This is a genomic window from Nocardia sp. NPDC003183 (genome assembly GCF_053590715.1).
Window position 1 is genome coordinate 135934 of sequence record NZ_JBSFTG010000013.1, and the last position, 13243, is coordinate 149176.

General features: G+C 67.5%; 15 protein-coding genes. 9 read left to right on the forward strand and 6 right to left on the reverse strand.

Annotation, left to right across the window (positions count from 1 at the left end):
* Nucleotides 1-34: 34 nt before the first annotated feature.
* The gene (locus ACWDXS_RS28150; RefSeq protein ID WP_101464816.1) at nucleotides 35-997 is read right to left on the reverse strand and encodes a metallophosphoesterase; all 963 of its coding nucleotides are present in this window, start codon (nucleotides 995-997) and stop codon (nucleotides 35-37) included.
* A gap of 122 nt (nucleotides 998-1119) precedes the next feature.
* On the opposite strand from ACWDXS_RS28150, the gene ACWDXS_RS28155 reads away from it, so the two are divergent.
* Nucleotides 1120-1584 (forward strand): GatB/YqeY domain-containing protein, encoded by a 465-nt coding sequence (locus ACWDXS_RS28155; protein WP_378994328.1) that lies wholly within the window; start codon nucleotides 1120-1122, stop codon nucleotides 1582-1584.
* A 50-nt stretch (nucleotides 1585-1634) separates the two neighbouring features.
* Here ACWDXS_RS28155 and ACWDXS_RS28160 read toward each other — a convergent pair whose 3' ends face one another.
* Nucleotides 1635-4013: a penicillin-binding protein gene (locus ACWDXS_RS28160; protein WP_387445917.1), complete on the reverse strand. Its 2379-nt coding sequence runs from the start codon at nucleotides 4011-4013 to the stop codon at nucleotides 1635-1637.
* A 372-nt stretch (nucleotides 4014-4385) separates the two neighbouring features.
* Here ACWDXS_RS28160 and ACWDXS_RS28165 point away from each other — a divergent pair, with 372 nt between their 5' ends.
* Nucleotides 4386-4709, forward strand: coding sequence for a WhiB family transcriptional regulator (locus tag ACWDXS_RS28165; protein WP_056821932.1), 324 nt, complete (start codon nucleotides 4386-4388; stop codon nucleotides 4707-4709).
* Nucleotides 4710-4822: 113 nt separating this feature from the next.
* Here the strand turns inward: ACWDXS_RS28165 and ACWDXS_RS28170 are convergent, their stop codons facing one another.
* Together ACWDXS_RS28170 and ACWDXS_RS28175 are read right to left on the reverse strand one after the other, a co-directional pair.
* A complete protein-coding gene (locus ACWDXS_RS28170) occupies nucleotides 4823-5956 on the reverse strand; it encodes an ArsA family ATPase (RefSeq protein ID WP_378994324.1) in 1134 nt (377 codons plus the stop codon).
* Nucleotides 5953-6990: an ArsA family ATPase gene (locus ACWDXS_RS28175; protein WP_378994322.1), complete on the reverse strand. Its 1038-nt coding sequence runs from the start codon at nucleotides 6988-6990 to the stop codon at nucleotides 5953-5955. Before ACWDXS_RS28175 ends, ACWDXS_RS28170 begins: the two co-directional genes overlap by 4 nt.
* 59 nt (nucleotides 6991-7049) lie before the next feature.
* On the opposite strand from ACWDXS_RS28175, the gene ACWDXS_RS28180 reads away from it, so the two are divergent.
* From ACWDXS_RS28180 to ACWDXS_RS28190, 3 genes are read left to right on the forward strand one after another with little or no spacing between them, the layout of a single operon-like run.
* Complete coding sequence (locus ACWDXS_RS28180) at nucleotides 7050-7211, forward strand: DUF4177 domain-containing protein (protein WP_101464811.1); 162 nt, start codon at nucleotides 7050-7052, stop codon at nucleotides 7209-7211.
* A 2-nt stretch (nucleotides 7212-7213) separates the two neighbouring features.
* The gene (locus ACWDXS_RS28185) at nucleotides 7214-7675 is read left to right on the forward strand and encodes a RidA family protein (RefSeq protein ID WP_211300352.1); all 462 of its coding nucleotides are present in this window, start codon (nucleotides 7214-7216) and stop codon (nucleotides 7673-7675) included.
* Nucleotides 7676-7684: 9 nt separating this feature from the next.
* On the forward strand, nucleotides 7685-8479 hold the full coding sequence (locus ACWDXS_RS28190) for an MBL fold metallo-hydrolase (RefSeq protein ID WP_378994320.1): 795 nt from the start codon (nucleotides 7685-7687) through the stop codon (nucleotides 8477-8479).
* 170 nt (nucleotides 8480-8649) lie between these two features.
* Here the strand turns inward: ACWDXS_RS28190 and ACWDXS_RS28195 are convergent, their stop codons facing one another.
* The gene (locus ACWDXS_RS28195) at nucleotides 8650-9324 is read right to left on the reverse strand and encodes a Crp/Fnr family transcriptional regulator (protein ID WP_040703546.1); all 675 of its coding nucleotides are present in this window, start codon (nucleotides 9322-9324) and stop codon (nucleotides 8650-8652) included.
* Between the two features lie 134 nt (nucleotides 9325-9458).
* Entirely contained in the window at nucleotides 9459-9701 is a 243-nt protein-coding gene (locus ACWDXS_RS28200) for a hypothetical protein (RefSeq protein WP_056821920.1), read from the reverse strand.
* 167 nt (nucleotides 9702-9868) lie between these two features.
* Between ACWDXS_RS28200 and nth the strand changes: the two genes are divergently transcribed.
* From nth to ACWDXS_RS28220, 4 genes are read left to right on the forward strand one after another with little or no spacing between them, the layout of a single operon-like run.
* Entirely contained in the window at nucleotides 9869-10627 is a 759-nt protein-coding gene (gene nth / locus ACWDXS_RS28205; RefSeq protein WP_378994498.1) for an endonuclease III, read from the forward strand.
* A complete protein-coding gene (locus tag ACWDXS_RS28210; protein ID WP_449970174.1) occupies nucleotides 10624-11268 on the forward strand; it encodes a TlpA family protein disulfide reductase in 645 nt (214 codons plus the stop codon). Before nth ends, ACWDXS_RS28210 begins: the two co-directional genes overlap by 4 nt.
* A gap of 40 nt (nucleotides 11269-11308) precedes the next feature.
* Entirely contained in the window at nucleotides 11309-12037 is a 729-nt protein-coding gene (locus ACWDXS_RS28215; RefSeq protein WP_378638735.1) for an NUDIX hydrolase, read from the forward strand.
* The gene (locus ACWDXS_RS28220) at nucleotides 12034-13227 is read left to right on the forward strand and encodes a MarP family serine protease (protein WP_378638738.1); all 1194 of its coding nucleotides are present in this window, start codon (nucleotides 12034-12036) and stop codon (nucleotides 13225-13227) included. The genes ACWDXS_RS28215 and ACWDXS_RS28220 overlap by 4 nt, the downstream gene beginning before the upstream one ends.
* Nucleotides 13228-13243 lie beyond the last annotated feature (16 nt).

Consider the following 13243-nt stretch of genomic DNA (forward strand, 5'->3'; position numbering starts at 1 on the left):
ACACCTCAATGACAATGTCGTTCGGAGCCAGACCCTAGCGGGCGACGGCCTCCGAGGTCGAAATGCCGAAGCCGGTGTCGGCGGACGGCCGCTTGGGCTGGGCGCCGACCAAGGTGAGCAGCGTGGCCTCGGGACGGCAGCAGAAGCGGTAGGGCGCCCACGGTGAGGTGCCGATGCCGGCCGAGACGTGCAGCTGGGTGTGCTCGCCCCACTGCGAGGCACCCTTCACCCGGGACTTGTCGATACCGCAGTTGGTGACCAGCGCGCCGTAACCGGGGACGACCAGCTGCCCACCGTGGGTGTGACCGGCCAGCACCAGGTCGTAGCCGTCTTCGGCGAAGCGGTCGAGCACGCGCGGCTCGGGCGAATGCGTGACACCGATGCTGAGCTGGGCCAGCTGGTTCGGTGCGCCCGCGACGGTGTCGTAACGGTCGCGCTGCAGGTGCGGGTCGTCGACGCCGGCACTGGCGATGCGGATGCCCGCCACCTCGAGGTCGCGCCGGGTGTGGGTCAGGTCGAGCCAGCCGCGCTCGGTGAATGCCGCGCGCAGGTCCTTCCACGGCAGCGGATCGCCGTAGACGCGACGGTGATCTTTCTTGAAATACTTCAGCGGATTCTTCGGCACCGGCGCGAAATAGTCATTCGAACCGAACACGAACAAGCCGGGTCGGGCCAGTAGCGCACCGAGGGATTGCACCACCGCGGGCACGGCCTTGGGATGGGAAAGATTGTCGCCGGTATTCACGACCAGGTCGGGTTCGAGGCGGTCGAGTTCGCGCAGCCACTGCTGTTTGAGCTGCTGGCCCGGCATCATGTGCAGGTCACTGACGTGCAGAATGCGCAACGTCGGCGAACCGGGCGCGAGCACCGGCATCGTGGCTTCGCGCAGGACGAACGCGTTCCGTTCGATCAGCGTGGCGTAGCCGATGCCTGCGACGGCGGCCCCGGCGGCTCCCAACGCGGTTCGGCGGACAGCGGACGTCGAGATAACGGGCATTTGCCCAGCATAGGCGACCCCCTCCCGGATCGGCGCGTGTGTTTCCGCACAAACGGTCTGGAATTTTCGCTGCGACGAAAATGTGATGGGACTCCACTGAGCGAACGACTACGGTAAACCGCATGTCGGAACTGAAAGCCAAGCTGCGCGCGGATATGACCACCGCGATGAAAGCCAAGGACAAACTGCGTCTCGCGACCCTGCGGATGCTGCTCGCCGCTATCCAGACTTCCGAGGTCTCCGGTACGGAGGCGCACGAACTCTCCGATGCCGATGTCGTGTCGCTCTTGCAGAAGGAAGCGAAGAAGCGCAACGAGGCGGCCGTGATCTACGAGCAGAACGGTCGCGGTGAACTGGCCGCGAACGAGCGGGCCGAAGAAGAGATCATCGAGGAGTACCTGCCGACCCAGCTCAACGACGCCGAGGTCGCGCAGGTCGCCGACACCGCGATCGCGGAGGTGGCCGAGCAGCTCGGTGAGCGTCCGGGAATGAAGCAGATGGGTCAGGTCATGAAGGCGGCCACCGCGCTGGCCGATGGCAAGGCCGACGGTTCGCGGCTCTCCGCCGCGGTCAAGGCCCGGCTGTAGAAACGAGCAAAGGCCGCCGTCCGAATCGGACGGCGGCCTTTGTCGTGTGACTAGCGCGGCACCGGGATGGGGATCGGTGGCAGGCGCGGAATCTGCGGCAGCCCCGGAATCACCGGTGCCGGCGCGGCGGGCGGGGGAGTCGTCGGCGCGGGCACCCGGACGGTGCCGTCACTGATGTAGATCGTGACCACCGAGCCCGGAATGGCCGAGCCGTTCGGCGAACTGCCCATCACCGTGCCCTTGGCCTGCGAACCGGCGCCCGTCACCGCGGAGACCTGGAAGCCTGCACCGGACAGGATCGAGGTGGCCTCGCCCTGCGACTTGCCCGCCACATCGGGGACCTGGGAGTTGTTCGCGCCGCGGACGTACTTGTCGTCCACCGGCGGCAGGCCCGGCGGCGGGAACCGGTCCATCAACGGCTTGATGGCGTTGAACCAGGTGCGGGCCGGTTCGTTACCACCGAACAGGCCGGAGGCATCGCTGGCGCCGCAGTTGCGCAGCGGGAACGAGCAGATCTCGCCGGGGGTCGGGCTGTCGCCGTAGACGTAGACCGACGAAGCCAGCGCGTTGGTGAAGCCGAGGAACGCCGAGGAGCGGTGGCTCTCGGTGGTGCCCGTCTTACCCGACATCGGTGCCGACCACCCGGCCGCGCGCGCGGCGCCCGCGGCGGTACCGCTGACGTCGTCCTTGCTCATCGCGTTGGCGAGGGTGTTGGCCAGACCCGGGTCGACCACCTGCTCACAGGCCTGCTGGGTGAGCGGAACGGTCTTGCCGCTGCGGTCGACGACCTCCTTGATCGGCGAGGGCGGGCACCACTTGCCGCCCGAGCCGAGCGTGGCGGCCACGTTCGTCAGTTCGAGCGGGTTGATCGCGAACGGGCCGAGGGTGAACGAGCCCATGTTGTTGTTCTTGATGTGGTCGGCCAGGCTCGAGTTGCCGTGCCCGGAGGTGCCGGGGTTGGTGTAGGACCGCATGCCCAGGCGCACGGCCATGTCCACCGCGGACGAGACGCCCACGTCCTGGATCATCTTCACGAAGGTGGTGTTGGGCGAGGTCGCCAGCGCGTCGGTCACCGACATCGACCCCGGGTAGTTGCCCGCGTTCTTGACACACCACGAGTCGGCCGGGCAGCCCGGCGAGTTCGAGTAGCCCATGCCCCTGGCGGCGTAGGTGCCGGGGACGTCCACCTGGGCGGCGATGCCGAGGCCCTTCTCCATCGCGGCGGCGGTGGTGAAGAGCTTGAAGATCGAGCCCGCGCCGTCACCGGCCATCGAGTACGGCTGGCCCAGCAGCGTCTCGTTGGCGTCGCGGTTGAGGCCGTACGTGCGGCTCGACGCCATCGCGAGGACAGGGTGCGAATCCTGACCGGGCGCGACCACCGACATCACCTCGGCGATGTTGTCGAGGTCGGGGTTGGCCTGCTCGTTCACCGAACGCTTCACCGATTCCTGCAGCACCGGATCGAGTGTGGTCTTGATCAGGTAGCCGCCCTTGTCGATCTGCTCGCGACTGATCCCGGCCTCGGCCAGGTACTGCAGCGCGTAGTCGCAGAAGAAGCCCTTGTCGTTGGCGGAGATGCACCCGCGCGGCAGGCCCTTGGGTTCGGGCAGCACGCCGAGCGGTTCGGCCTTGGCCTTGCGGAACTCCTCGGCGCGGTGCGGGATGTTCTGGATCAGCGTGTCGAGCACGGTGTTGCGGCGGTCGGTGACGCCGGCCACGTTGGTGTAGGGGTTCAGCTTGGAGCTGGACTGCACCATGCCCGCCAGCATCGCCGACTGGGTGATGCTGAGCTGGGACGCGTCGATACCGAAGTAGGTCTGCGCGGCATCCTGGATGCCGTAGGAACCGTTGCCGAAAGGCACCAGGTTCAGGTAGCGGGTGAGGATCTCGTCCTTGGACAGTTCGCGGTCCAGCGTGAGCGCCATCCGGATCTCGCGCAGCTTGCGCGCCGGTGTCGTCTCGATCGCGGCGCGGCGTTCGGCGTCGGTCTTGGCGACCACGAGCAGGTTGAAGTTCTTCACGTACTGCTGGTCCAGGGTCGACGCGCCCTGCTGCACGGCACCGGAGGAGGTGTTGGTGAGGAACGCGCGCAGCGTGCCCTGCCAGTCCACGCCCTTGTGGTCGGAGAAGCGCTTGTCCTCGATGGACACGATCGCCAGCTTCATGTTGTTGGAGATCTTGTCGCTCGGTACTTCGAAGCGGCGTTGCTCGTAGAGCCACGCCAGCGGCGACCCGTTCGCGTCGACCATCGTCGACACGGCGGGGACCGTGCCCTCCACCAGTTCGGCGGAGACATTGTCGACGGCGTCGGCGGCGCGGTTGGAGATGAATCCGAATCCACCGGCCAAGGGGAACAACAGCCCAGCGACAAGCACGGCGGCCAGCGCGCAGCTGCCGGCCAGCCTCGCGAGCGTTTGAGTGATCGGCACGATCCCAGACTAGAGGGTGGGGTGGTGAGGTTCACGGCTGTGCTGCTCGACGGGGAATGTCCGGGCGGTGCCAGGGGGGTTGCTCGGGCGTGTCAACAAAATGATCACATCGGCGTGTCGCGACCGGCCACGCCGGTGATCAGCACTACTGCGCGGTTCTGGCCCGATTTGAATGGACGCCCGTACCAAAAAATCGGGGGGCGGTCTTGCGTAACCGCCATACCTTTACCTAGATTGAGAACCCAGTGTGATAGAGCTAACACTCAAAGTGGAATGTGGTGCGGGACGCAGCGGTAGTTGGGTTGCTGTGATCCGCGCTCGCGATTCTGGAGCGCCGCACAACGGTGTTCGGACTGCAAAGGGGCACATCAAATGCACATCACAACCCCCATCGCTCGACTGGATGTAGAGCAGGCCGAGGCAAGGATCGCTTGGGTTGCCCAGGCGCGATGCAAGGAAGTGGACCCTGATCAGCTGTTCGTTCGCGGTGCGGCGCAGCGCAAGGCGGCAACGATCTGCCGTCACTGCCCAGTGCTGATGCAGTGTGGTGCCGACGCCCTCGACAATCGCGTCGAGTTCGGTGTGTGGGGCGGGATGACCGAGCGGCAGCGGCGTGCGCTGCTCAAACAGCATCCCGACGTGACGTCGTGGGCTGAATTCTTCAACGCCCAGCGCCAGCACCAGGTAGCTATCTAGCAGACGAGACCGGACCGTTATCACAAACGGCGCCGAGACCGCGTGGTTTGCGGAATCGGCGCCGTTGGTGAGTGTTACCGGATTGTGAGCTATAGCGGATTTGTCTGAATCGATCAGGCCGAAGCCGGGGTACCGGTCAGCTGATCGCCGACGGCGCGCAGTGCTTCGAGATCCGAGACCTCGAAGGGCAGCGCGGTCACCGAGACGATCTTCACCCGCGGGTGCGCACCGGTGAAGCGGTGCAGCAGCCGCCGCTCCCGCGCCGCCGTCGACACCCGATCGGCGTGGATGCGCAGCACCGACGCGGTCAGCGGGTTCGAATCAGCCAGCTGGTCGGCGGCAGTCAGCGCGTGGTCGCCCGACAGCTCCGACAACGCGGGATGGGTCCGGTTCAGCACCAGACCGGCCAGCGGCATCTTCTCGGTCGACAGCCGGTCGACGAAGAACGACGCCTCGCGCAACGCGTCCGGCTCTGGCGCGGCGACCACCAGGAAGTGGGTACCGGGCTTGGACAGCATCGCGAAGGTGCGCTCGGCCCGGTCCTGGAACCCACCGAACAGCGATTCCAGCGATTGCAGGAACGTCGAGGCATCCTTGAGCATCTGCCCGCCGACAATCGTCGACACCCCGCGCATCGCCAGGCTCATCGCCCCCGTGACGATCCGGCCGACGCCGCGCCCCGGCGCCATGATCAACCGGATCATCTTGCCGTTGAGGAAGGTGCCGAGCCGCTTGGGCGCGTCGAGGAAATCGAGCGCGTTGCGAGACGGGGGAGTGTCGACCACGATCAGGTCCCACTCCTTGCGCGCGGCCAGCTGGCCGAGCTTCTCCATCGCCATGTACTCCTGCGTGCCGCCGAACGACGACGCCACCGTCTGATAGATCGGGTTGGCGAAGATCTGCTCGGCCTTGTCCGCGCTGGTGTGCTCGAGCACCATGTCGTCGAAGGTGCGGCGCATGTTCAGCATCATCGCGTGCAGTTCACCGGGCACCTCGGGACCCAGCTCCACGCGCTGCGGGGTGTTGTCCAGTTCGGCCACGCCCAGCGACTGCGCCAGCCTGCGCGCCGGATCGATGGTCAGCACCACCACCTTGCGACCCGATTCGGCCGCCCGCAGCGCGATCGAGGCCGCGGTGGTGGTCTTACCGACGCCGCCGGACCCGCAGCACACGATCACGCGGGCACTCGGGTCGGCGATGATCTGCGAGACATCCAGCGCGGGCGGGGTGGAAACGTGCTCGCTCATCGGACTCCCTGCGCGGATAGCTGTTCGGCCAGTTCGTAGAGGCCACCCAGGTCGATGCCGTCGCCGAGGGCGGGCAGGGACAGCTGGGGGACGTCGATCTGCGCCAGTTCGGCGGCACTCGCGTTCTGTGCGGTCAGCACGATCGCATGGTCGACCGTTTCGGCGATCAGGCCGTCGAAGTCCGATTCGGACAGGGTGATGCCTGCCTTCGCCAGGTCGGCGGCGACCGCGGCGGTGTCGAGTTCGCCCGCCACGGCCGTGTCGCGCTGAGCCGGGGTGAGTTCGGCGGTGGCCGCCCGGTTGACGATCACCGTGCCGATCCGCAGATCGTCGGCGGTGAGCTCGGCGATCGCGTCGGCGGTCTCCTGCACCGGCAGCGCCTCGAGCAGCGTCACCAGGTGGATCATCGTCTGATCGGAATGCAGCAGGTTGGACACGCCCTCGGCCTGCGAGGCGATCGGGCCGCCCTTGGCGATCTCGGCCATGGCCGTGGTGACGTCGAGGAAGCCGGCGATCCGGCCGGTCGGCGGCGCGTCGACGACGATGTCGTCATAGGCGGGCTTGCCGTCCTTGCCGACCCTGACCACACACTCTTTGATCTTGCCGGTGAGGATCACGTCGCGCAGACCGGGCGCGATCGTGGTGACGAACTCGATGGCGCCCATCCGGCGCATCGCCCGCCCCGCGAAGCCGAGGTTGTAGAACATGTCGAGGTACTCGAGGAACGCGTACTCGATGTCCAGAGCCAGCGCCGTCACCTCGCCACCGCCGTCGGCGCTGGCGATATGGGTCTCGGTGGGCGGCAACGGTGGCCGATCGAACAACTGCGCGATGGACTGGCGACTCTCGACCTCGACCAGCAGCACTTTGCGTCCCCCCGCGGCGAGCGCGAGTGCGAGTGCGGCCGAAACGGTCGACTTGCCGGTGCCTCCCTTGCCGGTCACGTAGTGCAAGCGGGCCTTGGCCGCGCGCTGTGGCCATCCGGTCGACGGTTCGGGAACCGACGAAACCGGCTCTGCTGTTGGTGCTCCCACGCCGCCGAGCCTATAACCCGTTTCGCCCAGGCGTTCGGGGTGAGCCCTAAACTCACACCATGAGTGAAGTCACCCTGTGGGAGTACGCGACCGTGCCGCTGTTGACGCACGCGACCAAGCAGATCCTCGACCAGTGGGGGTCCGACGGCTGGGAGCTGGTCTCGGTGCTGCCCGGACCGACCGGCGAACAGCACGTCGCCTACCTGAAGCGGCAGAAGTAGCCGTGGCCACCGCGTGGAAGGACGCGCTCGACCGGCTCGGTGTCACGCTGCCGCCGGTCGCCGCTCCTGTCGCGGCCTACATTCCCGCCGTGCGCACCGGTTCGCTGGTGTACACCTCCGGCCAGCTGCCCTTCGTCGACGGTGAATTGTCGGCGGTCGGCAAGGTCGGGGCCGAGGTGGATGTGGAGCAGGCCAAGGAGGCCGCCCGGCTGTGCGCGTTGAACGCGCTCGCGGCCGTGCACGACCTGGTCGGGCTCGACCAAGTGGTGCGGATCGTGAAGGTCGTCGGATTCGTCGCCTCGGCGCCCGGATTCAGCGATCAGCCGATCGTGATCAACGGTGCGTCGGAGTTCCTCGGTGAGGTGTTCGGCGAGGCGGGCGTGCACGCGCGCTCGGCCGTCGGCGTCTCGGAACTGCCCAAGAACACGCCCGTCGAGGTGGAATTGATCGTCGAGGTCGGATAGGCAGCCGTCATGGCACTGGAACATCCCGCGTACAGCCAGGTCAGGCCGGTCACTGCGACGGCATCGGTACTACTGGCCGACAACCCCAATCAAATGACGCTCGACGGCACCAACACCTGGCTGCTGCGTGGCCCGGACAGCGATTCCTATGTGGTCGTCGATCCGGGACCGAAGGACAAGAAACACACCGCCGACATCGTCGAGGCCACCGGCGGCCGGATCGCGTTGACGCTGATCACCCATCACCACCACGATCACACCGGCGGCATCGATCACCTGGTGAAAGCCACCGGGACGCCGGTGCGATCGGTGGACCCGGCGTATCTGCGTGGCGCGGTCGTGCCGCTGGTGGACGGCGAGGTGATCGAGGCCGCCGGCCTGCGGATCACGGTGCTCGGTACGCCGGGACACACCACCGATTCGGTGAGCCTGCTGCTCGACGACGCGGTGCTCACCGGTGACACGGTCCTCGGCCGCGGCACCACGGTGCTCGAATCCGCGCCGGGTGCGCTGGCGAACTTCCTCGCGTCGCTGGAAAAGCTGCGTGAGCTGGGCGCGGGTAAGGCATTGCTGCCCGCGCACGGGCCCGACCACCCCGATGCTGCGCCGGTGGCGCAGTACTACCTCGACCACCGGCGTGAGCGGCTCGACCAGGTGCGGGCCGCGCTGGTCGAACTGGGTCCCGGCGCGGGCGCTCTCGCGGTGGTCCGCAAGGTGTACGCCGACGTGGACAAACGGCTGTGGCCCGCAGCGCGCAGTTCCGTGCAGGCACAGCTGGAATACCTGCGGGCCGAACAGAACTGAACACCGGTCGATCGCCGACGTGCTTGCCGTGTCGGCGATCGAGTGATGTCCGGCAGACAACGGCCGATGTCCCGGCACAACGAAACCGCGGTGGTGTGGACGAGGCCCTCTCCTCGTGAGCCCACACGCATCAACGGTCCCGTCATACCGGGACGGCAGGTGTTCGAACGTCAGCGAGCGCGACGTGCCAGACGCTCGGAATCCGAGATCAGCACGCTCTTGCCCTCGAGGCGCAGCCATCCGCGATGAGCGAAGTCGGCGAGCGCCTTGTTGACGGTTTCCCGGGAAGCACCGACCAGCTGGGCGATCTCTTCCTGGGTCAGGTCGTGGGTCACGCGCAGCGCGCCCGCTTCCTGGGTGCCGAAGCGCTGTGCGAGCTGCAGCAGCGCTTTGGCGACGCGACCTGGCACGTCGGTGAAGATCAGGTCGGCGAGGTTGTTGTTGGTGCGGCGAAGGCGTCGTGCCAGCACGCGCAGCAGCTGCTCAGCGATCTCAGGGCGCTGATCGATCCACGACTTGAGTGCGTCGCGGTCCATCGTCACGGCGCGGACCTCGGTGACCGTGGTTGCGGTCGAGGTACGCGGGCCCGGGTCGAAGATCGACAGTTCACCGAACATGTCGGACGGACCCATGATGGTCAGCAGGTTTTCCCTGCCGTCCGGGGACCGCCGGCCGATCTTCACCTTGCCCGTCGTGATGATGTACAGCCGATCGCCGGGTTCGCCCTCGTTGAAGATGACGTGGCCGCGCGGAAAATCTACGGGCTGCAGCTGCTTGGCGAGCGCGGCCACCGCGGTGGGCTCGACGCCTTGGAAGATGCCTGCTCTGGCGAGGGCCTCGTCCACGAATGTGCTCCTTATGGGATATGGCTTGCGAACCTGGTCGAGCGAATCGACCAACCGCGCAGTCTACGCGGCATTCCGGCACCGCAGTGACAGACACCACGTAAAGAGTGGATTGCGCGTTGAGAATCGATCGTTTAGCTCGCCCGTGCGACATCCAATTCGGAGGTACGGGAACGGCGCTTGCGCACGCGCGCCACGGCGGCGGGCAGGCCGAGCTTCGTCAGCTCTTTCACTTCGGCGTTGCTGGCGTTGTCCAGGTACTGCTGAACCTCTTCGTCGGGTTCGAGAAGCTTTCGGAGCCGATTCTCGACCCGCTCCATCCCCAGCGCGAACAGCATCAACAGCACTGGGAAGAGCACCACAGCGAGTCCTTGCATGACTGGCAGTAAACACGGTCCAGGTCTCAGATGGAACACAGCGGGCAAACTGGCCGGGCAATGTTGTCGTAGTGGTTCCGTATGGTGAAGCGGTGCCCGTTTCCCCTGCCCCCGCCGCCGCCGGCGATGCCGATCCGGCAGCGGATTCGGCCGCCGTACCCACCGGCATCTCGGCCGCTCGCAAACGCAAGAACCGTGCGATAGCTGCGGAAACGCGGATCGGACTGGTCCGGCGCGCCCGCCGGATGAACCGCACGCTCGCCGCGGCGTTCCCCGACGCGCACTGCGAGCTCGACTTCACCACGCCGCTGGAACTGGCTGTCGCGACGATCCTGTCCGCCCAGTGCACCGACGTCCGGGTGAACCTCACCACTCCCGCCCTGTTCGCGAAGTACCGCAGTGCCTACGACTACGCGCAGGCCAACCGGGTGGAGCTGGAGGAATACATCAGGCCCACCGGCTTCTACCGGAACAAGACCAGTTCACTGATCGGCCTCGGCCAGGCGCTGGTCGAAAAATACGACGGTGAATTGCCTCACACTCTGGACGAATTGGTGAAATTGCCCGGGATCGGGCGCAAGACGGCCAACGTCATCCTCGGCAACGCGTTCGATGTGCCCGGTATCACCGTCGACACCCATTTCGGCCGGTTGGTGCGTCGCTGGAAGTGGACCGACGAGGAGGATCCGGTCAAGGTCGAGCACGCGGTCGGCGCGCTGTTCGAGCGCAAGGACTGGACGATGCTCTCGCACCGGGTGATCTTCGAGGGGCGTCGGGTGTGCCATGCGCGCAAGCCGGCCTGCGGCGCGTGCATGCTCGCCGGCGACTGCCCGTCGTTCGGGCTCGGCCCCACCGACCCGGCGGTGGCCGCGGAGTTGGTGAAGGGCCCGGAGCGCGATCACCTGCTGAACATGGTCGGCCTGTGAGCGAAGCCTCGCTGCTACGGCGGCCCGCTGTGCGCTGGGTGCTCGCCGCGGTGATCCTGGTGGTCGCCGCCACGGTGGCGCTGTGGCCGCGTGAGGGTTCGCAGACCACCGGCGTCGTTGCGCAGACATCGCAACAGACATCGGGCGTGTCGGCCGAGGAACGAGCGGCGGCGGGGTCCCAACCCTGCCCGTCGCCCGCGTCCGCATCCGGATCGGGGCCGCTGGCCGGTCTTCAGGTGAGCTGTCTGGCGGACGGCGCGCCCGTCGATCTCGCCGCGGCGCTCGCTGGAAAGCCCGCGCTGCTCAACCTGTGGGCCTACTGGTGTGGACCCTGCGCCACCGAGTTGCCGCATCTACAGGAGTTCGCGCAGCGGGCGGGCTCGGCACTCACGGTCATGACCGTGCACAGCGATCCCGACGAGGCGAAGGCGCTGTCTCGGCTGACCGGACTCGGCATCACCCTGCCCGGCGTCGAGGATCCGCAGGCCGCCGTGCGCAGTGCGGTCGGTGCGCCCGCGGTGCTGCCCGTCTCGGTGCTCGTGCGGGCCGACGGCACCATCGCGAGCGTGGAGGTGCGTACGTTTGCCGACGTGGCCGACATCGCGGATACGGTATCCGCGAAGCTCGGGGTCACGGTATGACAGAGGACGTAACAGTGGCGTGTGGATCGAAGGCGATGGCGTGAACGATGTAGCGAGGCTCGACGATTCCGGCGTTCCCTCGTGGTTGCGCACCGCGATCAGATCCGGCGGCCCCGACGCCGACGACACGCTCGCTACTTCCCGCGCCCTGCGCCGGGCCATGTCGATCACCGGCAGGCCACGCCAGGCCGCTGTCCTCGTGCTGTTCGGCGGCTCGCCCGACGCCGATGAGTCGGTGCCAGGGGGCCTGCCCGCCGACGCCGACGTCCTGCTCACTCAGCGTGCCTCGACCATGCGCCAGCACCGCGGCCAGATCGCGTTCCCGGGCGGCGCCGAGGATCCCGGCGACGACGGCCCGGTCGGCACCGCCCTGCGCGAAGCCGCGGAGGAGACCGGACTCGACCCGGCCGGTGTCCAGCCGTTCGCGCTGCTGCCGAAACTGTTCGTTCCGCCGTCGAAATTCGACGTGACCCCGGTGCTCGGCTACTGGCGAGCACCCAGCGCGGTCCGCGTCGTCGATCAGGGCGAAACCGAGCGTGTCGTGCGTGTGCCGCTCACCGAATTGCTCGATCCGGCACACAGATTCATGGTGCGTGGCAGTCTCGGCTACCAGAGCCCCGCGTTCCAGGTCGACGGCATGCTGGTGTGGGGACTCACCGGCGGTATTCTCGCCGGCATCATCAAATCCGCTGGCTGGGAACGAAACTGGGATCGGGGCGACGTGCGTGACCTGGAGAGCTCGCTGGCTGCGGTCGGAATGACCCTGTGACCGCCTCGGTATGGCTCGACATCGCGGTGGTACTGATCGCGTTGGTCGCGGCGTCCACCGGCTGGCGGCAGGGCGCGGTGGCGTCGGCGCTGGCGTTCTTCGGCGTCGCGCTGGGCGCCGTCGCGGGCATTCTGATCGCACCGCACATTCTCAAGCACCTCAGTGAGGGTCGCAGCCGGGTACTCGGCGGCATCCTGCTGATCGTGCTGCTGGTGATCGTCGGTGAGGTGGCGGGCATGGTGCTCGGCCGGGCCGCGCGCACCAGCATCCGCCAACCGGTCGCCCGCAGCGTGGACAGTGTTGTCGGTGCCGTGTTGCAGGCGGTGACCGTGCTGGTCGCGGCCTGGTTGCTCGCGTTGCCGCTGGCCACCGCGTCCCAGCCCGCTGTCGCCGCCGCGATCAACGGGTCGAAGGTGCTCGCCGACGTCAATTCGGTCGCGCCGGACTGGTTGCGCAAGGTTCCCAACGAATTCTCCAAGCTGCTCGACACGTCGGGCTTGCCCGATGTGATCGGCCCGTTCGGCCGAGCGCCGATCGCCGCCGTCGAACCGCCGGATCCCTCGGTGCTGGCCAGCCCGGTTGCGGCGTCGCTGCAGCAGAGCGTGCTGCGTATCCGCGGCACCGCACCCAGTTGCCAGCGGGCGCTCGAAGGTTCCGGCTTCATCGTCGCGCCGGAACGCGTGATGACCAACGCGCACGTCGTGGCGGGCACCAACACCGTGTCGGTCGACACCGCGCGCGGTGCGCTCGACGCCACCGTGGTCCTGTTCGACCCGTCCAAGGACATCGCGGTCCTCGCCGTCCCCGGTCTGACCGCCCCCGTGCTGCCCCAGGCCCCTGAGCCCGCGAGTTCGGGCGAGAGCGCGATCGTGCTCGGTTACCCCGGTGGCGGCCCGTACACCGCCAGCGCGGCCCGTGTCCGCGAGACCCTCGACCTCACCGGCCCGACCATCCACCGCGACGGCACCGTCGAACGTGAGGTCTACACGGTGCGCGGTCAGGTCCGCGCGGGTAACTCCGGCGGCCCGCTGGTCGACGCCGAGGGCCAGCTCCTCGGCGTGGTCTTCGGCGCGGCGGTCACCGACGACGACACCGGCTACGTCCTCACCTTGCACGAGGTCGCGTCCGAACTGGCCGCAGCCGCCCCGAGCAGCACCCCCGTCAACACGGGCGCCTGCGTACTGAGCTGATCACAGACCCATTTCG